Below are 18,916 nucleotides of genomic sequence, written 5' to 3'. Positions count from 1 at the left end.
GAAATTAGGCGCCACTATCTTGCATTAATCAGTACTGCATGTTACGATTTACCGTGTACTAATCATTATTCAGTACTAAGATATTCATTCTACTAATAGCAAATGAGGCGATAATTTTTGGATATCAATGTTCAATTCAAAAAAGGCGCCCTTGAGCTCTGTATACTCGTACTTATTCATGAGCGCGACCGATACGGATACGAGCTGGCTCAGTCCGTTTCGGAGCATATTGAGGTGGCAGAAGGAGCCCTGTATCCGCTGCTGCGGCGGCTCGTGAACGATGGATATTGTACAACATATTTACAGGAATCAACGGAAGGACCGCCTCGTAAGTATTACAGGTTAACCGCTTCAGGGGAGCTCCATATGAAGATGCTTATCATCGAGTGGAAGCGGTTCGTCAATAGTGTATCATCCTTGATTGAGAAAGGGAGTAAGTTATGAACAAGAACGAATTTTTAACTAGTCTGCATGTCCATTTGTCAGTTCTGCCACCGGAAGAACACAATGAACTGATGAATGATTATGAGACTCACTTTGTCTTCGGACTACAAAATGGCAAGACGGAAGCCGAGATTGTCCAAGAGCTTGGGGATCCCGAGGAGCTTGCCAAGGAGGCTATCGGCGAACGTCGCATTCCCCAAGAGCAGGTGTATTGGTTCGCTCCCGGGCAACAACAACCGCAGGCCCCATCTCCTCCGGCGGCCATTAAATCCCGCAGCTCCTTCGCCACGGTTATGGTATATATTGGACTATTCTTTTTGAATCTGATCGTCATCCCATCCTTGATCTCTTTGTGGGGTTTTGGCGTTAGCTTCGTTCTGATGGCTGTTTCAGGCATCCTTAGTCCGGTTGCGCTTCTGTTTGATTATTTCCTGCATGGGGTATTCTTTCCGGCCAAAGGGTTTGCCGTCATTGTCCTTATCGGGGTAGGTATTCTATTTACGATCATTTCCCGCTATACCATTAAAGGATTATTGGATATCAGCAGCAGATATCTTGCCTGGAATATAAGGACGATCCAAGGAGGAGAAAAGAGATGAGAAACGGAAAACGCTGGTCCTTTCTGGCGATAGCGCTCATTATTATCGGGTTTGCCGGCATGGCATACCAAGGATTCGAATTCGGGGATGACCTCCCCTCCTATAATCAGAAGCTGACTTTTACGAAGCTGAATTCCTTGTTGATTAACAGCGACTATGATGTAGATGTAAAGTTTATCAAGAGTCCGGACGGCACCGATTACGTTGAAGTGAGCGGAAATATGGAGGAGGATACGATCGACAAGCTCAAAAATGCCGATACATTAGCTAAAGACTTCACCCTGGATCTAAAGAGAAAATTCAGATGGAGCTTTATGCAGATCAACTTCCAGTCCAATAAACAGCATATTACTGTGGCGCTGACCAATCCTGCGCAACTGGAAAAATTCGCTGTTAAATTAGGATCCAATAACGGCGGCTTCTCGGCCCTAACCGCAGGCAATATCGATATCCAGGCCACATCAGGCGGTATTCAGGTCAACTCCGTCAACACGAATCGCTTCACGATCCGTTCCACCTCGGGCAATATTTCTACGACTGACATCAAGGCGGATACAGAGATTAAGCTGACTTCGGGAACGATCAAAGTTACTAATCTGGATGGTGTTGCTACGTTGCAGGCAACTTCGGGCAATATCAAGGCAGAGAATGTGAAGGGCTTAGCGGATGTGTCTTTAAAGAGCGGAAATATTGACTTTATTAACTTCACAGGCGACGGGAAATTTAACAGTGTCTCAGGCAATATAACACTAAAGAACCAACGTTCGGATTCATTGGACATCACACTTCAATCCGGCAATGTTCGGCTTTCCGCCGATCCCGAATTCAAAGGAATCTATGATCTGCGTACAACCTCAGGCGATATTAAGGCTCCCGACTCCCCGGGGCAAACTCAGGATTTGATCAAGGTTCGAGCAACTTCAGGCAATATCCGAATCCAGAATTAATAATTATTTACAGAGACTTCAGGTTCTTCCTGAAGTCTTTTTTTATGCGGATGGGAATCTTAATTTTGAAGACATGCCTTTTTAAAATTATTATAAATTACCTCTTGCTTTTCTCGTTAAAAGGAGTAAAATTACCTTGTGTTTACCGAGGGAAACTTTTTTGTACATAGGAAAAGGAGGGGACCAGCATGGAAAAAGAAAAGTTTTTACGCAAAACACAAAATGGATTAAGTTTAGCTGAAATAAATAATACGGTTCCTATACCTCAGGATGCGGGTTTTTGGAGAAAGCTTCTAGCCTATACTGGACCCGGCGCATTGGTGGCCGTTGGTTATATGGATCCCGGCAACTGGGTTACCTCCATTGCTGGCGGTGCCCAATATGGTTACCTGCTCTTAACCGTTATTCTGATCTCCAATCTGATCGCGATGTTGCTGCAAAGCATGTCCGCTAAGCTGGGAATTGTCACGGGGATGGACCTGGCTCAGGCTACACGGCTGAGATCAGGCAAGAAGCTCGGCTTCATCCTATGGATTATCACCGAGCTGGCTATTATGGCTACAGATATTGCCGAAGTTATCGGCAGTGCGGTTGCACTGAATTTATTATTTAATATTCCGCTGCTTCTTGGCGTTATTATCACAGTACTCGACGTCTTTCTGTTATTGATCCTGGCCCGCTTCGGGTTTAGGAAGATTGAGGCCATTGTGGCCACCTTAATTGCTACGATCTTAGTGATCTTCCTGTACGAGGTTATTATAGCTCAGCCCAATATCGCCCATATGTTCGGCGGCTTCGTCCCGAAACCGGAAATCGTCACTGACAAAGGTGCCTTGTTCCTCGCACTCGGGATTGTGGGAGCTACAGTAATGCCTCATAATCTGTACTTGCATTCATCCATCGTCCAAGCGCGCCAATATGACCGCAACAATCGGGCTGCTCTTAAGGAAGCTGTTAAATTCGCAACGATTGACTCGAATATTCAGCTTACGATCGCTTTTGTCATCAACTGCTTGCTGCTCATCCTTGGCGCTTCGCTGTTCTTCGGATATAGCGGAGAATTGGACACCTTAGGACAGCTCTACCGTGCCTTAAGCGATAATGCCATCGTAGGTGCTATCGCCAGTCCGCTGCTTAGTGTTCTGTTCGCAGTCGCCCTGCTCGCATCCGGGCAAAATTCGACGATCACAGGTACATTAACCGGGCAGATCGTCATGGAAGGCTTCATAAGAATGCGGATGCCGTTGTGGGCAAGAAGAATGATCACACGTGTTCTAGCTATTATTCCGGTTATTGTATGTATCATTGTATTTGGAGACACCGAATCGGTCGTTGAACATCTTCTTATCTATACCCAGGTATTCTTAAGCATCGCCTTGCCGTTCTCCATCATTCCGTTGACAATCTTCACCAGCAATGAGAAGTTGATGGGTGAGTTCAAGAACCGCAAGTGGGTTGTCATTCTGGCCTGGGTGATCGCCGCAGCCCTGACAGTCCTGAATATTTGGCTAATCATTACGACATTCCAATAAGAAGCAGGTAGCTTCTATAAAGAAAAGCTTAGGTGTGAATAAGTATTCGCACCTGGGCTTTTTTTGATAAAAGCACATGATCATAGAGACTTATGGCGTGTAACTTTCCCCCAAAGCGATACGTTAGTATAAGAGGGTTTAAAACCTAACAGGTTGAATATTCCTTTTTTTGGGCATAAAATCAATAAATATGATCTTTTTAATTTCCTATAAATATTATGAAGGTACTTAGGAGTGAGTGACGTGTCTGCAACATCCACAATGAGTCCATTGGCCAAAAAGTTGTTGATCGGATTACTGATCTTCGTCGGGATCATCTCATGTGCCATTGTTCTCATCTATAACGATTATTTCTTCCTTGGCGATCCTGTTCATCCCAATAATGATGATGTTAAATATATTCAAACCTCCCGATTGCTGCTGAATGAAGGAGTACTCGCCTATAATACCAAAGACAAGCCCTCTGCATTTATTATGCCCGGGCTGCCGCTCATCCTGTCCGGCTTGATGGCGGTATTTGGTCAAGACCATGGCGGTGTCATTGCCTTTCGGATCTTTCAGTGCTTGCAGCAAGTGCTGTCCGTGTACTTGATTTTCTGGATCGGCAGGCGAACCTTTAGTGTTCGGACAGGCTTGATCGCTGCGGCAATCAGCGCCCTTTATCTTCCGGATTATTTCTCTTCCGGAGTGATTCTGACGGAGACAACCTTCCGAACTATCCTGCTGCTGCTCGTCTGCGTTACCATTCTGGCGATGGAGCAGAACCGAACACGCTGGTATATCCTGATCGGGGTTTTAACTGCTGCTGCCGCTTATTTCAAGCCTCACGCCTCCCTCTATCCGGCCGTATTTCTGATAATTTGGTGGAAGAATAAAATTCCTTGGCGCCTGATGCTGAAATATACAGGTCTAATGATAGGCATCTATATCGTTCTGCTTATGCCCTGGTGGATCCGCAACTGGCTGACCTTCCACGAATTCATTTTGTTTACGAATTCTGCGGGAAGCCCGTTCCTGCTCGGGACAAGATTCTATTGGCAGCTGCCGCCGTCAGGCTTCTTCGAAGCCCATCCGGAATATTCACCGGAGACTTTATTCCATGGATCAGACCGCAATGCCATTCGCAAAGGCCTCGATGTTCTCGCTTATGGCTTCACGCATGAGCCGCTCAAATATATTTATTGGTACACACTGGGAAGATGGATAGAGCTCTATTTCCATCCCTTTTATTCCCGTCCGATCTGGCCCATCAGCCGACCTGTGATGAATGTTCTGCAGATCATCCTGATGCTTCTGAACATGGCCGGAATCGTATTTGCCTTGATCAAACACCGTTATCGCCGCTTGCTCCCGCTTCTGCTCGCGCTGTGTTATTTTACGGTCATTTATGTTCCGTTCATTGCTTTTAATCGCTACGGTTATCCTAACATGGCACTGCTGATCCTGTTTGGAGCTTGTCTGATTGATCAGGCTATTAGCAGCAGCAGTTCAAAAAGTCCGGTTTTGATCGCGAAGTAGATCAGGAAGCTGCTCGGTGTCTTATTTTGAAATTCATCCGGCCTAAGCGTATGTTTACGAAGTCATGTTTTCTTGGGGGCTCGCTTCTCCGCTATAAGCACTGGCTTACGAAGTCGTTTTCTATGAAAACGTCCAGCTTGGCTGCTCAGGCCTCGCTCCATCCTGCTATAGCGTTTTGAAAAAACGCACTTGGGGCATATGCTTTGCTGCTGATCATCGACCCTTTTGAACACGAACTTATGACTCCTGCAGCCACCGTAAGCGGCGTGAATGGGAGGAAAGGAGATTGACTGCAACATGAAGACACTAGTAATTATCCCAGCGTATAATGAGGAAGGCAGCATCGCCGAAGTCATCAAAGATATCCGGCGGCATTCTCCTTCTGTTGATATTATCGTTATTAATGACGGCTCAAGCGATCGGACAGAGCTTGTTGCGACAGAAGCAGGAGCCCGCGTGCTGACGCTTCCGTATAATGTCGGCATTGGCGGGGGTATGCAGACCGGCTATATATACGCCCAGAGAATGGGTTACGATATTGCCGTCCAGATGGATGCCGATGGACAACACCCTGCAGCCGAACTGCCCAAGCTGATCGAGCAGGCCAAGACATATGATCTGGTGATCGGATCCAGATACGTAGAGGCTACGGATTACCGCTCGCCCTTGCTGCGGCGAACCGGTATCCTGTTCTTCTCGGCACTCGTCTCCCTGGTTACCCGCCAGCGCTTCACAGATACAACGAGCGGATTTCGCGCCGCTAGCCGGAAGGTGATTGATCTGTACGCAGATTATTATCCGATGGATTATCCGGAGGTTGAATCGATTGTCTACCTCAAGCGAAAAGGCTGCAGCATCACAGAGGTAAGAGCGGAAATGCATGAGCGTCAGGCCGGTAAATCCTCGATTACACCGATTAAATCGGTTTACTATATGGTTAAGGTTACGCTAGCGGTTTTAATGAGCGCACTGCGTTTTAACCGAACGGCGGTGAGCAAATAGATGCCTATCTACATCTTATCCGTTGGCATTGCAGCCCTCTTCCTTCTCTCCATCCTTGAGCTGGTCAGAAGGCAAAAGCTAAAGGAGCAGTATTCTCTTCTCTGGATTCTATTCAGCATTATTCTGCTGATTATCTCCTTTAATGTCAGTCTGGTCGAACGAATTGCGGAATGGCTGGGTGTAAAATATGCTCCAGCCGTTCTGTTCTTGTTCGGCCTCTTATTCTGCTTCGCTATTATACTTCACCTTACTATCGTCATTACGAGACTCACCTCGCAGGTACTGCGATTGACCCAGGAAGTGGCGATACTGAAGGAACGGGAGGATTTCCATGGACAAAATGATTAGTTATCTTCTTCTGCTCGGCAATATTGTACTGTTGGTTACCGGTCAGGTTCTGTTCAAGATCGGACTCGGCCGCTCCGGCGGACTCCATTGGGGCAAGCTTATCACTTCCCCGGCCATCGTCGGTGGCGTTGCCCTGTACGGCATCGCCACCTTGCTTTGGTTCGCCGTGCTGACCCGACTTCCATTAAGTGTTGCCTATCCGATGCAGGCCTTCGCTTATGTTCTCGCTATGATTCCGGCTTATTATATTTTCAAGGAGGCGATCTCGCCGCTGAAGCTGGTGGGTGTCGCAGTCATCCTCATCGGCGTCTATTTACTGGCGAAATCCTAACCCATCTTGCTTCTATCAAAAAATCCCTGGGGACAATAAGAGCGCCCAGGGATTTTTGTTATATTCTGCTAACCTTCCATCGTAATTAACTGCTTCACCGCCTGATCCGTCTGTTCAATTCGATGAACTAACGGCTGGTTCTGCGCAGTCAAATTGTCCACGGTAGCCAGCAATTCCTGAAGTGTAGCCGAAGATTGCTCTACTACCGCCACAAAGTCGCTTATCGAGCGCTCAATCTCTTCCGTCGATTCCTTGACCGAGGTTGTTACCTCCGCAATTTCTGAGGCTCCGGACGCCAATTCACCTACACTGTGAGTGATCGATTGAAAGGCCTTCTGAGTCTGATTTACCAACAACAGGCTTTGCTTCATACTAACTACATTCTCTTCAAGGCGAATTTGGGACAGATCAGCCTGACGGGTTGCTTGTCCGATATTTTCCGTAATCTGTGCTGCCGACCCGTTCGTTAACTCCGCCAGCTTGCGGATCTCCTGAGCGACCACTTCGAAGCCTCGTCCCTGTTCCCCCGCACGCGCCGCCTCAATGCTCGCATTTAATGACAGAAGACTCGTTTGGCTGGCGATCTCCTGAATGGAGCTGGTTAGCTCGGAAATGAGATGGATATTCGCTACTAGAGCGCCGATCTCCTCTATCATACTATTCATATTGCTGTTAAATACATCGATGGTACCGGTCAGTCGCTCAACAACATCCGATCCATCTACAGAGGATTGCTTCGCAGCTCTAACCGTACCAACAAGCTGATCCAGCTGTGCAAATAGATGATTCACCTTCTGGTTCGATGTATATATGTGATCGGAAATGCTGCCGACGGTCTCCGTCTGCGCTGTCGCTCCACTGGCCATCTCTTGAAAGGCGACATTCATCTCCTGGAACGCCTTCTGGTTATCCTGGCTGTTATCGCGAATTTCACTGATGCTGTTCGATATCGTAAGCGTGGCCTCCGCAGTTACCTTCTCCCGCTCTAATTCCTTATTCAAACGCTCGGTGACTTCCTCGCTCAAGGAGTTCACATGACGCATCATTCTTCGGCTTAAATACGATTGTGCAATCAGAACCGTTGATGCCAACAGGTAATAGAACATATAAGTGAAGATCGTTTCACTCGTAGCCAAATGATCATCGACGAAGATATAATGGTTAGTAAAAATCAAGATCAGCCCGGCAACGAATCCAGTCCAGACAACTTTCTGGCTGTTGTACATCAGGCCGATGGAGAGTACAAAAAAAGCGGATAACACCTTGCTCGTCGTTCCCCCGCCATCGATAAATGAAACGATCGAAATGACAAACATCCCGACAATCGAGACGATCGATATCCATTTCTCAAATCTACGAGCCAGATGCAATGTCCATACAGCAATTAACAGTACGGCATTGGGAATCATAATATTCACACTAGAAGATACTTCAGAACTAGAAGCTAATAACAATAATAAGGTGATTACAACGGTCACCGTTATAATCGAACAAATTAACTGGTTCCTTTTACGCATATCTTGATAAATGTACTGTTCTTGCTGTTGATTGCCTGCCATTCCTACCTCCTGGATGTCTGAATTATTTATATAGTATAAGTAAATATATCGGATCAGCGTATAAAAATATGTAGAATATAAAAATAAAATTTAATATTTTTTCATACTTTCGATCTACTTCCTTAGTCCTTAATCCCCCCTGTCCATCTTTATGAATTCAGATATAATAGATGTAATTTTAAGACAAAAAGAGGGGACACAATGAAGCGCTGGCTAGCTGGCTCACTTAAGCACAAACTGTCATTTATGCTCGTCTGCTCGCTGCTGATTCCGCTGCTGCTGTTAGGAGTGGTCTCTTATCAACTGGCCTCATCGGTCACTGAGGAGAAGGCTAAGCAGTCCGGTATGAACACGTTGCGGCAGATCCGTACTAATCTGGAATTCATTGTTCTGGATGCAGAGAATATGTCCGTCTTCCTAATCGGACACAGCGATACGCAGAAATATCTCACCCGCAACGATAATGATGCTAACGAATATTTGAAGATGATTGGCTTCCTCACCAACCTGGCCTTCTCCAAAAAGTACATATCCGACATTACGATTCAACCCGATGGTACAAGGCCCACCCTGTCCACCTTCTTCAACTATACCGTGACCCATTCCGGGGCCCCAGATCCGTTAAAGACGGATTCCGACTATTATGCGGATCATCCCAAGTATTGGACATCCCTCTATGAGAATGAGACGATAAATGGTCCGGAACGTGTCATTTCATTAATGCGGCCGGTTCGGAATATCAATAACTTCAGAACGCTTGGAACGCTGACGATCAGCCTGAATGAAGAGGTCATCTCCACTTATCTGAAGACATCGGGCCTGGTCAGTAATGGGTACGTCCTGCTGCTGGACTCTGACGGGGTTATTATCTCAGGAGGCGAATCCAAGTGGCTGAAGCACAAAGCCACTGATCTGTTTCCCGGTTTAACAATCTCCCGTGACGGCAGCGTTGTAAGCGGTTACGGTCGAGGTGAGGATAAGAAGACGATTTTATTTGACCAGATTCCTGGTGTGAATTGGACCCTGATGGGGGTGATTCCTTACAGCGAGTATAAAGCACAAAACCGCTTCGTACTCTCGCTGACCGCAATCGCCCTGACGATCTCAATCATCCTGCTGGTTGGACTTGTACTCTATCTTGTACATCGTGTAACAAGACCTCTCTCCCGGTTATCTGCCGTACTTAAGAGTGCCAACCCGGACGGGGATATGCCAAGATTCCCGGTAACGACCACGGATGAGATCGGCCAGCTGATGCATACCTATAATAAATTCAGCAACCGCATCGCGCATCTGACCGAGCAGGTACGAGAGAATGAAGCCCGAAAGAAGGAGGCGGATATGCGGGCTCTACAGGCCCAGATCAATCCCCACTTCTTATACAACACATTGTCATCGGTTCACTGGATGGCCTTAATGAACAAGGATGAACGGATTGCGGAGATGGTCGGATCCCTGAGCGATTTTCTCAGATTCAGTCTGAACAGCGGCGAGGAATTTTGCGCCATCTCCCAAGAGATTGCCCATGCCAGACACTATGCACAGATCCAAGCGATCCGCTTCCCCGACCAATTCGAGCTCCACTTCATTATTCACCCTGCCCTGGATCAACAGAGAATGCTGAAGCTTCTGCTGCAGCCTCTGATCGAGAATGCGCTGATCCATGGCATCCAAAAGCAGCAGCAGCCAGGCATGATCCATGTTATCGCCGATTATATCGACGGCTATATGAAATTTACGGTTGAAGATACGGGCATCGGCATGGAAAAAGAGACGCTAAAAGCGCTGCGAGAGCAGCTTGATTCAGCGCTATACCGGGACGATACATCCGGCAGCTACGGGCTGAAGAATGTCCAACGCAGGCTCGTGCTTCATTATGGTTTGGATTCCCGCTTAACAATAGACAGCGTACCGGGACAAGGCACCAAAGCGACCTTTATAATACCGGTCAAGGGGGCAAGGAAATGATTCGATTATTAATTGTAGACGATGAAGTGATCATCCGGAACGGGTTAAGCACCGTCATTGACTGGCAGGGACTTGGTTTTACTTTATTAACCCCGGCCGCATCTGCCGAGGAAGCCCTGGATCGGATTGTAGAGGAGAAGCCGCATGTGATTCTGACCGATATCCGTATGGCCGGGAAGAGCGGACTTGATCTCGCCCATGAGGCACATCTGATCAATCCGCAGATCGAAACGGTCATCCTGACCGGCTACGATGATTTCAAGTATGCTCAGCAAGCTATCCGGTTCGGGGTCAGTGATTATTTGCTGAAGACGAGTCGGCCGGAGGAGATCATTCGTACAGTGATGAAGGCGAAGCAGCATATATTGCAGCGCCGCGAGCATGACCGGCAGGATTATACTCATCGTCTGACCTACCGCAATCGCCTGCTGGAGCGTCTGCTGACAGATCAAGTGGGTGAGGATTCCCTGATCGATGAATGCAGTCGGCACCTGCCACGGATCCAGCTCAGTCCGCCAATTGCCGATTCGCTGCAGGTGGTCATTGTGACCACCAACGGCTGGGGGGTTCAACCGCAAATTCGCAGCCGCCTGCTCTTCGCTGTAGATAACTGCCTGAACAATTTATTGGATTGCGAGACGTTGCTGCGGAGTGAGGACATTGCTCTGGTGCTGCGGAGCAGAACCGCGGCGGAAGGTCGGACCCTGCTCAGGCAAGCGGCCTCGCAAATCTGCCAGATTCTGAAATGCGAAATGTCCGCCGCCTTCGGTATGGAGGTCAGCCATATCAGAGATTTGCATAAGTCCTATGATCAAGCGACCTATGCTTCTTCCTTCCAAGGGTTTATCAATAGGCATGACCTGATAACCTATGAGCAGGTGCAAGATCGCAGCGGCGGACGAACCGTATGCTCACTGGAAGAGGAAGCCGAGTTGGCCCGTCTGCTGCAAAGCGATGGTTCGGTCGAGCTGAAAGCATGGGTAACGGATACGGTCGCCAGGCAGCTTCAGGACCCGGAGCTTACACCTGATTCACTGCGCGCATTTCTGATCTCGATTGTCGTATCCGGTCATCGTTGGCTTGAACGAGTGATGCGGGCGCTCGGGAAAAGCGACCTCCCCTCGCTTCTATCGGCAAAAGAACTACCGGAATCATTCCGTCTGGTCACCGAGCCGGCCGAGACCCTGTTCCAGCATTTGATCGCTATTCGCGACGCCTATCACAAGTCTGCTGCTGCCGGACCATCCTCTTACATACAGCAATCCGTCGCATACATTCAAGAGCACCTGGATTGCAATATCTCTCTGCAGCAGGTAGCTGGTGCTGTGCACCTGCATCCCCACCATTTTAGCGAAGTATTCAAGCGGGAGATGGGGATGAACTATTTAGAGTTCGTCACACGGGAGCGAATGCGAAGAGCTGAGGAACTGCTTACTCAGTCCCCCGCCAAAATTAGCGATATCGCCAAGCGCGTAGGATATGAAGATATTAAGTATTTCGGTCAATTGTTCAAGAAGCATACAGGCAAGACGCCCTCTGAATTCCGCAGCAAAGTCTAGAAAAACCGCCTCCCTAGTTAATGCCGGGATCGCTTCTTCATTTACTTCGGGATTCAAGGGGAATTTTGAGTTCCCTTTGAATACCCGAATTTTTTCTCCCCTCATGCTGTATATTGTCCCCTTCTGCCCGGCGGCACCTGCTCTTATACTGAACCTGAATATATCAAGGAGGGGAAGTCGTGAAGAAATTATTGCTACTCACATTGATGTTCGTATTTACGGTTTCATTGATAGGTTGCTCTAGTGGAAATAACCAAACCGCCAATTCAGAGAAAACCCCGGCGGCCAGCAACGGAGATTCCGCCAAGAAGAACGAAGAGAAGGTAAAGCTGTCTCTATGGCACAACTTTACCGGAAATGACCTTCGCGCCACGATGATGAGGGATCAAATCGATAAATTCCAAAAGGATCATCCGAATATCGAACTCGATATTCAGGCCATCCCGCCGGACGGATATAAGACACGTCTGAAGACTGTCGCTGCGGCTAATGAGATGCCGGATGTATTTATGATGTGGCCGGGAGCGATGACGAAGGAATTTCATGACGGCGGCCTAATTCAGCCAATCAACGCCCTGCTGGACAGCAAGCCGGAATGGAGAGACGGATATTTGCCAGGCTCCTTTGATTCCTTCACCATCGACGACAATATCTATAGCGCTACGCTGGGGCTGACGCCAACCTCGATTCTTTTCTATAACAAAGCAATTCTTAGTCAATACAATCTTGAGGTTCCAAAAACCTGGGATGAACTGTTAAATGCGGTCAAGGTAATCAAAGAAGGCGGAATGACACCGATCGCTCTCGGTAATAAGGCCGCCTGGCTCGCACAATCCAGTATCATCAGCTCGCTGGCTGACCGAGTAACCGGAACGGAGTGGTTCCTGAAAGCAGCCGCGCAAGACGGGGCCAAGTTTACAGATCCGGAATTTGTGGAGGCGCTAACTTATTTGCAAGATCTCTGGAAAGCTGGTGCCTTCCAGGAAGGCTTCAACAGCATTGATAACACACAGATGGAAGTTATGTTCGCCCAAGGGCAAGCTGCCATGATGATCAACGGCGGATGGGCACTCTCCAACTTGGCCGCCAATGCAACGCCTGAGCAGCTGAAGGATATGGGCGCTACAGTTCTGCCTTCAATTCCTGGCGGCAAAGGGAATCCGAACTCCCTCTCCGGTGCGCTGGGATCTGCCTTTGGACTGAGCAGCAAGGTTGAAGGCAATCGACTGCAGGCCGCATATGATTTGATCTATGCCTTGTCCGGACCGGAGGTTCAGAAGATGACGCTCGATAGCAGCAACCTGGTCAGCTATAAGGCTGAACTGGATGAGAGCAAGGTATCGCCGATATTCAGCGAGGTTTACAAGCTGGTTAACAGTGTTGAACGGACTCCGGTTTACGACGGCGTGATGACCTCCGCCGGCTCGGATGCTGTAAATAACGGTCTGCAGGAGCTGTTAATGGGCGGAGATCCGCAGAAGATCGCACAGAAGATTCAAGATGCGCAGGCAACATCCCTGCAGTAAATAGGACGACTACATCACCTATCAAGTTCCTTAGCTCGATTCGGAAAGCGCATAACCTTGGCGCTTTCCGAAATTGTTTAGGAGGATGATTATGACAGCAAAGGCCCGTATCCGGGGAGTCATCATTGTCGGCCTCCTGCCGGCATTGCTCATATTTTGTTTCTTTGTGATCGTTCCAATTATATGGTCCGCTTGGTACGGATTCTATGATTGGAAAGGCATCGGCGCGATGAAGTTCATCGGCTTTGGCAATTATGCGGAGATTATCCAGGACCCTGTCTTCGCAAAATCCCTGCGCAATAATCTTATCGTGGTGGCCGCATCTGTATTCGGACAGGTTCCTATCGCCCTGGCTCTGGCATTAGTGCTGCGGCAAAGCACCTTATACCAAAGAATTATCCGTTCGGTCGTATTCCTGCCTATGGTGCTGTCCTCCGTTGTTATCGGTATTATCTGGGGGTACATTTATCATCCGCAGATCGGGATTCTTAACTCCCTGCTGGACTGGATCGGACTCGGCGCATGGAAGCAAGCCTGGCTGTCCAATCCAAGCATATCGATGTATATGCTAGCGATTCCGATCATTTGGAATTTCATCGGCCCCTACATGATCATGTATATCGCTGCCCTGCAAAATATTCCGTCGGAGATCGAAGACGCCTCCGCTATTGATGGGGCGAAACCGATGCGGATGCTATTCTCCATCCGAATCCCTATGATCTGGGATACGATCAAGGTCACTATCGTGCTGTGCATATCAGGCAGTCTGAAGACATTCGATCTGATCTATGTCATGACGGGCGGCGGGCCAGCCCATTCCACGGAATTGCTCGCCTCTTATATGTACAACAATACATTCAGCATCTATCGCTTCGGCTACGGCAGTGCAATCTCGACTTCGATCATTATCATTAGCATGGTCTTAATCGCCGGCAGCCAACTTCTCATGAGAAGAAATACTCGATAAGGAGGCCTGAGCCGATTATGCAAACCCCGGTTGAACTAAAAAATGCATTGCCGGAGCAGCGGCCTGCTCCTAAGATCAAAATGTCGCGCGGAATTCTCAATGCCCTGTTGGCGATCTACGGCTTTGTAACACTCTATCCGCTGGTTTGGCTGTTTCTTAGCGCATTCAAGTCAAACCCGGAATTTTATGAATTCCCGTTCGGCCTGCCAAAGGAATGGCATTTGGAGAACTTCGCCGATGCCTGGAGTGTAGCCAGGATGGGAGTCTCCTTCAAGAACTCCTTCATCGTTACGATCGCTGCCTTGGTTCTTACTTTGGTATTTGGCGCCATGGCCGCCTTCGTGTTGTCACGCTTCAAATTTCGCGGCAAAGCGGCTGCCATGGGCCTCTTCCTGCTGGGTATGCTGATTCCAATCCATAGCACGCTCGTTCCTCTATTCATTATGATGAAGAAAATACATCTGCTCGATACTTACGGGGCGCTTATCTTCCCCTATACCGCCTTTGAGCTGTCTTTGGCTATCTTCGTTACGATTGCGTATATGTCTTCGATCCCGAAGGAGATGGAGGAAGCCGCATTAATTGATGGAACCGGCTATTGGGGCTTCTTCTTTCGCGTCATGCTGCCGCTCTCCGCACCGGCTCTGGCGACGGTTGGCATTCTCGCTTTCCTGCGGTACTGGAATGACTTCGCCTTCGCGCTCGTCTTCATCAGCAAGCCAGCGTTGCAGACCCTGCCGCTTAGCCTGTCCATGTTCGCCACCGGCTATATGACAGACTACCGTCTCACCTTCGCTGCGCTATCACTGGCCGTCATCCCCACGATTGTCGTATACCTGCTGTTCCAGGAGCAGGTCATGAAGGGAATGGTCGCCGGTGCTGTCAAAGGCTAATCTACAAGAATACAGCACAAAGCAGCCCGCAGGTCATTCTATGGACCTGCGGGCTGCTCCATTTTCGCTCGCCACAGTAACAGATATATGTTCGTTTATTGAAATTAGCTGACTTCCTGGCCTATACCGCCACCCGTGAACTGGCTATTGTACAGATCGGCGTAAAATCCGCCTTCGGCCAACAACTCGGCATGCGTCCCCTTCTCGATCACAGCCCCATGATTCATAACCAGAATCAGATCGGCATCCTTGATCGTTGACAGACGGTGGGCAATCACGAAGCTCGTTCTGCCCTTCATAAGCTCATTCATGGCTTTTTGGATGTAAACCTCTGTCCGGGTATCGACGCTGCTTGTCGCTTCATCCAGAATCAGGATCGCCGGATCAGCCAGAATAGCCCGGGCAATCGTCAGCAGCTGCTTCTGACCTTGAGAGATATTGGAAGCTTCCTCGTTCAGAATGGTATCGTAGCCTCCTGGCAGTGTACGGATGAAATGATCCGCATGCGCAGTCTTGGCTGCCTGGATAATCTCTTCCTCCGTCGCTCCTTCACGTCCGTATGCGATGTTATCGCGGATCGTTCCGTTAAACAGCCAGGTATCCTGCAGCACCATCCCGAACAGATTGCGCAGATCCCCGCGTTTCATATCGGTAATGTTCACACCGTCGACCGTAATCCTGCCATCCGTCACTTCATAGAAGCGCATGAGCAAGTTAATGAGTGTGGTCTTGCCTGCACCCGTCGGTCCGACAATCGCGATCGTCTGGCCTTTGGACACATCGATATTCATATCCTCTATCAAGGTTTTGTCCGGATCATAGCCGAACTTCACATGATCAAAGGATACATTCCCCATCGCTTGCGGCAAGGCCACCGGATTAGCGGCTTCCGCAACTTCCTCTTCTTCATCAAGAATCTCAAAGACGCGTTCAGCCGAAGCTACCGTGGATTGAATAATATTCGCGATATTGGCAGTTTGGGCAATCGGCTGGGTGAACTGTCTGGCATATTGAATAAATGCCTGAACATCCCCAATGTCGATTCTGCCCTTTGTCACCAAAATACCACCAACGACAGATACGAGCACATAACCGATATTGCCGATGAAATTCATGATCGGCATGATCACGCCAGAGATAAATTGCGCTTTCCAGCCAGCTTGGTACAAACGTTCATTAACCTCATTGAATTCATCCAGCGATCTTTGCTCGCGGCCAAATACCTTCACCACGTTATGGCCGGTATACATTTCCTCAACATGGCCATTCAGCTCACCAAGCTCTTTTTGCTGCCGCAGAAACTGCTTCTGCGACTTCTTGGCAATCGAGGTAATTGCCAGTACGCTAAGCGGCAAGGTCAGCACAGCGATCAAGGTCATCAACGGGCTGATCGAGAGCATCATAACGATAACACCGATGATCGTAAGCACCGAGGTAATCAGCTGGGTCAAGCTCTGCTGCAGCGTAGAACTGATATTATCAACGTCATTCGTAACCCGGCTCAGAATCTCGCCGTGGGTACGGGCATCGAAATATTTTAACGGCAGGCGATTCAGCTTGTCATTGACCTCTCTGCGCAGATCATAAACTGTCTTCTGGGCCACACCGGCCATTAGATACTGTTGAACATAACTAAAAGCAGCGCTTAGCAGATATAGTCCAATTAGAATTAAGATAATTTGCCCTACGTATTGAAAATCAATAGATGCGCCGGGTACACCGTTTATTTTCCCCATAATGCCTTCAAACAGCTTCGTTGTTGCATGCCCCATCACCTTCGGGCTTAACACACTGAACACCGTACTCAGGATGGCCATGATGAGAACAGCCAGCAGTTGTACTTTATGCGGCGCCAAGTAATGAATGAGCCGTTTTAGCGTACCCTTGAAGTCCTTCGCTTTTTCTACCGGACGCCCCATGGCTCCATGTCCGCCGCCAGGGCCGGGACCTCTATGACCGCCGCCGATTCTTCTTTTTGTCTGCTCTTGGCTCATGCGATCTCCTCCTCCGATAGCTGCGAATACACAATCTCACGGTACACATCGCAAGTCTCCATTAATTCATGATGCGTGCCGACTCCAGCAACCTTGCTCTCGTTCAATACGATAATCCGGTCAGCATTCATTACCGTGCTGACCCGCTGTGCTACGATCAACACCGTGGACTGCTTCGTCTCATTCTTCAATGCAGCGCGCAGCTTGGCATCGGTCTTGAAATCAAGCGCCGAGAAGCTGTCATCAAAGATGTAAATCTCGGCATCTCTTACTAATGCACGAGCAATAGAGAGGCGCTGCTTCTGACCACCGGATACATTCGTTCCGCCCTGAGCGATCTGCGAATCGTAGCCATCTTCCATTCTTGATATAAATCCGGCAGCCTGGGCAATCTCAGCCGCATGCTGCACTTCCTCATCCGTTGCATCTTCCTTGCCGTAACGGATATTGTCAGCAATCGTCCCGGTGAACAGCACGGCCTTTTGCGGGACGAAGCCGATCTTCTGACGCAACTCATGCTGCGGAATATCCCGGACGTCTATGCCGTCGACCAGCACGTGGCCGCTCTCTACATCGTAAAACCTCGGAATCAGGTTAATCATCGTCGATTTGCCTGAGCCTGTGCCGCCGATAATGGCGGTTGTCTCACCCGGGTTAGCGATGAACGAAATATTCTGCACCGCCGGCTGCTCTGCGCCCGGATAGCTGAAGGTCACATCCTGGAATTCAATATGGCCTCTCATGCTGCTGCGCTTGGTCTTCGACTGAGCCGGATCTTCAATGACAGGCTCCATATCGAGCACTTCATTAATCCGTACAGCTGACGCGGAAGCACGCGGAATCAAGACGAACATCATAGATACCATTACAAGCGAGAACATGATCTGCATAGCATATTGCAGGAAGGCCATCAGATCGCCGACCGCCATTTTCTCAGCATCAATCCGCAGTCCGCCAAACCAGATGATGGCTACAGAGGAGAGGTTCATAATCAGCATAACAACCGGCATCAAATAGGCCATCAGCTTGTTCACTTTGATCATCGTATTAGTTAAATCCTTGTTGGCCTCATCAAAGCGCTTCGTCTCATGCTCCATCCGATTAAACGAACGAATAACACGAATACCGGTTAATTCTTCGCGCATCACCAGGTTTAATCTGTCGATTTTCTTCTGGATCGATTTGAACAGCGGAATCCCCTTCCTAACAATCAAGAGGATGATCGCAGCAAGAATCGGAATAACTACAACCAGCACAAGCGTCAGAGTAGCATCCTTGGATACTGCCATAATAACGCCGCCGATACACATCATCGGCGCCATCATCATCATACGGAGCATCATAATTAAGACTTGCTGGACCTGAGTAATATCATTTGTCGTACGTGTAATCATCGAGGCGGTGCCAATCTTGTCAAACTCCTCCAGCGAGAAATTTGACACATGATTAAAAACCTTGCCACGCATCGATTTGCCAAACCCCATCGCTGCCTTCGAGGAGAAGAAGCTGCCGCCGATCGCACAGGCCATCCCGCCGATTGCGACAAGCAGCATATAGCCGCCAATCTTCCAAATATAAGCCGTATCCCCATGAACGACGCCGGTGTTCACAATGTCTGACATCAGCGTCGGCAAATATAATTCGGCGAGCGATTGAAAGAACACTAGCGCCATCGCCGCGATGACTAGCCATTTGTATGGTTTCAAATGTCTAAAAAGTTTTATCATTC

The 18,916-nt window shown here is 48.7% G+C and carries 16 protein-coding genes; 13 read left to right on the top strand and 3 right to left on the bottom strand.

Going from position 1 to position 18,916, the window contains the following annotated elements; genetic code table 11:
• The first annotated feature begins 117 nt into the window (after window positions 1-117).
• From BN1360_RS05370 to BN1360_RS05335, 8 genes are all read left to right on the top strand, one after another.
• Window positions 118-444 (top strand): PadR family transcriptional regulator, encoded by a 327-nt coding sequence (locus BN1360_RS05370; protein ID WP_068778859.1) that lies wholly within the window; start codon window positions 118-120, stop codon window positions 442-444.
• The gene (locus BN1360_RS05365) at window positions 441-1,043 is read left to right on the top strand and encodes an HAAS signaling domain-containing protein (RefSeq protein ID WP_068778858.1); all 603 of its coding nucleotides are present in this window, start codon (window positions 441-443) and stop codon (window positions 1,041-1,043) included. Before BN1360_RS05370 ends, BN1360_RS05365 begins: the two co-directional genes overlap by 4 nt.
• The gene (locus BN1360_RS05360) at window positions 1,040-1,990 is read left to right on the top strand and encodes a DUF4097 family beta strand repeat-containing protein (RefSeq protein ID WP_068778857.1); all 951 of its coding nucleotides are present in this window, start codon (window positions 1,040-1,042) and stop codon (window positions 1,988-1,990) included. The genes BN1360_RS05365 and BN1360_RS05360 overlap by 4 nt, the downstream gene beginning before the upstream one ends.
• Window positions 1,991-2,178: 188 nt before the next feature.
• Entirely contained in the window at window positions 2,179-3,522 is a 1,344-nt protein-coding gene (locus tag BN1360_RS05355; RefSeq protein WP_068778856.1) for an Nramp family divalent metal transporter, read from the top strand.
• 243 nt (window positions 3,523-3,765) lie between these two features.
• Window positions 3,766-5,040 (top strand): ArnT family glycosyltransferase, encoded by a 1,275-nt coding sequence (locus BN1360_RS05350; protein ID WP_229520826.1) that lies wholly within the window; start codon window positions 3,766-3,768, stop codon window positions 5,038-5,040.
• Window positions 5,041-5,337: 297 nt separating this feature from the next.
• Window positions 5,338-6,042 (top strand): glycosyltransferase family 2 protein, encoded by a 705-nt coding sequence (locus BN1360_RS05345; protein WP_068778854.1) that lies wholly within the window; start codon window positions 5,338-5,340, stop codon window positions 6,040-6,042.
• Entirely contained in the window at window positions 6,043-6,390 is a 348-nt protein-coding gene (locus BN1360_RS05340) for a DUF2304 domain-containing protein (protein WP_068778853.1), read from the top strand.
• On the top strand, window positions 6,374-6,721 hold the full coding sequence (locus BN1360_RS05335) for an EamA family transporter (protein ID WP_068778852.1): 348 nt from the start codon (window positions 6,374-6,376) through the stop codon (window positions 6,719-6,721). The genes BN1360_RS05340 and BN1360_RS05335 overlap by 17 nt, the downstream gene beginning before the upstream one ends.
• A 68-nt stretch (window positions 6,722-6,789) precedes the next feature.
• On the opposite strand, the gene BN1360_RS05330 is transcribed toward BN1360_RS05335, so the two are convergent.
• Window positions 6,790-8,280 carry a methyl-accepting chemotaxis protein gene (locus BN1360_RS05330; RefSeq protein ID WP_068778851.1) on the bottom strand — a complete coding sequence of 497 codons (1,491 nt, stop codon included), beginning with the start codon at window positions 8,278-8,280 and terminating at the stop codon, window positions 6,790-6,792.
• A gap of 201 nt (window positions 8,281-8,481) precedes the next feature.
• Here BN1360_RS05330 and BN1360_RS05325 point away from each other — a divergent pair, with 201 nt between their 5' ends.
• The 5 genes from BN1360_RS05325 to BN1360_RS05305 all read left to right on the top strand — a co-directional run bounded on the left by BN1360_RS05325 (window position 8,482) and on the right by BN1360_RS05305 (window position 15,193).
• On the top strand, window positions 8,482-10,248 hold the full coding sequence (locus BN1360_RS05325) for a cache domain-containing sensor histidine kinase (protein ID WP_068778850.1): 1,767 nt from the start codon (window positions 8,482-8,484) through the stop codon (window positions 10,246-10,248).
• Complete coding sequence (locus BN1360_RS05320; protein WP_229520825.1) at window positions 10,245-11,807, top strand: helix-turn-helix domain-containing protein; 1,563 nt, start codon at window positions 10,245-10,247, stop codon at window positions 11,805-11,807. The genes BN1360_RS05325 and BN1360_RS05320 overlap by 4 nt, the downstream gene beginning before the upstream one ends.
• Window positions 11,808-12,013: 206 nt before the next feature.
• Window positions 12,014-13,333, top strand: coding sequence for an extracellular solute-binding protein (locus BN1360_RS05315; protein ID WP_068778904.1), 1,320 nt, complete (start codon window positions 12,014-12,016; stop codon window positions 13,331-13,333).
• A gap of 91 nt (window positions 13,334-13,424) precedes the next feature.
• Complete coding sequence (locus BN1360_RS05310) at window positions 13,425-14,300, top strand: carbohydrate ABC transporter permease (RefSeq protein WP_068778849.1); 876 nt, start codon at window positions 13,425-13,427, stop codon at window positions 14,298-14,300.
• Between the two features lie 80 nt (window positions 14,301-14,380).
• Window positions 14,381-15,193, top strand: coding sequence for a carbohydrate ABC transporter permease (locus tag BN1360_RS05305; protein WP_229520865.1), 813 nt, complete (start codon window positions 14,381-14,383; stop codon window positions 15,191-15,193).
• A gap of 104 nt (window positions 15,194-15,297) precedes the next feature.
• On the opposite strand, the gene BN1360_RS05300 is transcribed toward BN1360_RS05305, so the two are convergent.
• Window positions 15,298-17,187 (bottom strand): ABC transporter ATP-binding protein, encoded by a 1,890-nt coding sequence (locus BN1360_RS05300; protein ID WP_068778847.1) that lies wholly within the window; start codon window positions 17,185-17,187, stop codon window positions 15,298-15,300.
• The gene (locus tag BN1360_RS05295; RefSeq protein WP_068778846.1) at window positions 17,184-18,914 is read right to left on the bottom strand and encodes an ABC transporter ATP-binding protein; all 1,731 of its coding nucleotides are present in this window, start codon (window positions 18,912-18,914) and stop codon (window positions 17,184-17,186) included. The genes BN1360_RS05300 and BN1360_RS05295 overlap by 4 nt, the downstream gene beginning before the upstream one ends.
• Window positions 18,915-18,916: the final 2 nt, after the last annotated feature.

This window comes from Paenibacillus sp. GM2 (assembly GCF_900069005.2).
Lineage (GTDB): Bacteria > Bacillota > Bacilli > Paenibacillales > Paenibacillaceae > Fontibacillus.
The sequence above is the reverse complement of the archived record's forward strand: the minus strand, read 5'-3'. Positions and strand labels throughout refer to the sequence as shown.

Excerpts from the sequence above, each read along its gene's own strand:
- BN1360_RS05365 (WP_068778858.1), top strand. The coding sequence starts at position 441 with ATGAACAAGAACGAATTTTTAACTAGTCTGCATGTCCATTTGTCAGTT.
- BN1360_RS05360 (WP_068778857.1), top strand. The coding sequence starts at position 1,040 with ATGAGAAACGGAAAACGCTGGTCCTTTCTGGCGATAGCGCTCATTATT.
- BN1360_RS05355 (WP_068778856.1), top strand. The coding sequence starts at position 2,179 with ATGGAAAAAGAAAAGTTTTTACGCAAAACACAAAATGGATTAAGTTTA.
- BN1360_RS05345 (WP_068778854.1), top strand. The coding sequence starts at position 5,338 with ATGAAGACACTAGTAATTATCCCAGCGTATAATGAGGAAGGCAGCATC.
- BN1360_RS05340 (WP_068778853.1), top strand. The coding sequence starts at position 6,043 with ATGCCTATCTACATCTTATCCGTTGGCATTGCAGCCCTCTTCCTTCTC.
- BN1360_RS05335 (WP_068778852.1), top strand. The coding sequence starts at position 6,374 with ATGGACAAAATGATTAGTTATCTTCTTCTGCTCGGCAATATTGTACTG.
- BN1360_RS05330 (WP_068778851.1), bottom strand. The coding sequence starts at position 8,280 with ATGGCAGGCAATCAACAGCAAGAACAGTACATTTATCAAGATATGCGT.
- BN1360_RS05325 (WP_068778850.1), top strand. The coding sequence starts at position 8,482 with ATGAAGCGCTGGCTAGCTGGCTCACTTAAGCACAAACTGTCATTTATG.
- BN1360_RS05320 (WP_229520825.1), top strand. The coding sequence starts at position 10,245 with ATGATTCGATTATTAATTGTAGACGATGAAGTGATCATCCGGAACGGG.
- BN1360_RS05315 (WP_068778904.1), top strand. The coding sequence starts at position 12,014 with ATGTTCGTATTTACGGTTTCATTGATAGGTTGCTCTAGTGGAAATAAC.
- BN1360_RS05310 (WP_068778849.1), top strand. The coding sequence starts at position 13,425 with ATGACAGCAAAGGCCCGTATCCGGGGAGTCATCATTGTCGGCCTCCTG.
- BN1360_RS05305 (WP_229520865.1), top strand. The coding sequence starts at position 14,381 with ATGTCGCGCGGAATTCTCAATGCCCTGTTGGCGATCTACGGCTTTGTA.
- BN1360_RS05300 (WP_068778847.1), bottom strand. The coding sequence starts at position 17,187 with ATGAGCCAAGAGCAGACAAAAAGAAGAATCGGCGGCGGTCATAGAGGT.
- BN1360_RS05295 (WP_068778846.1), bottom strand. The coding sequence starts at position 18,914 with ATGATAAAACTTTTTAGACATTTGAAACCATACAAATGGCTAGTCATC.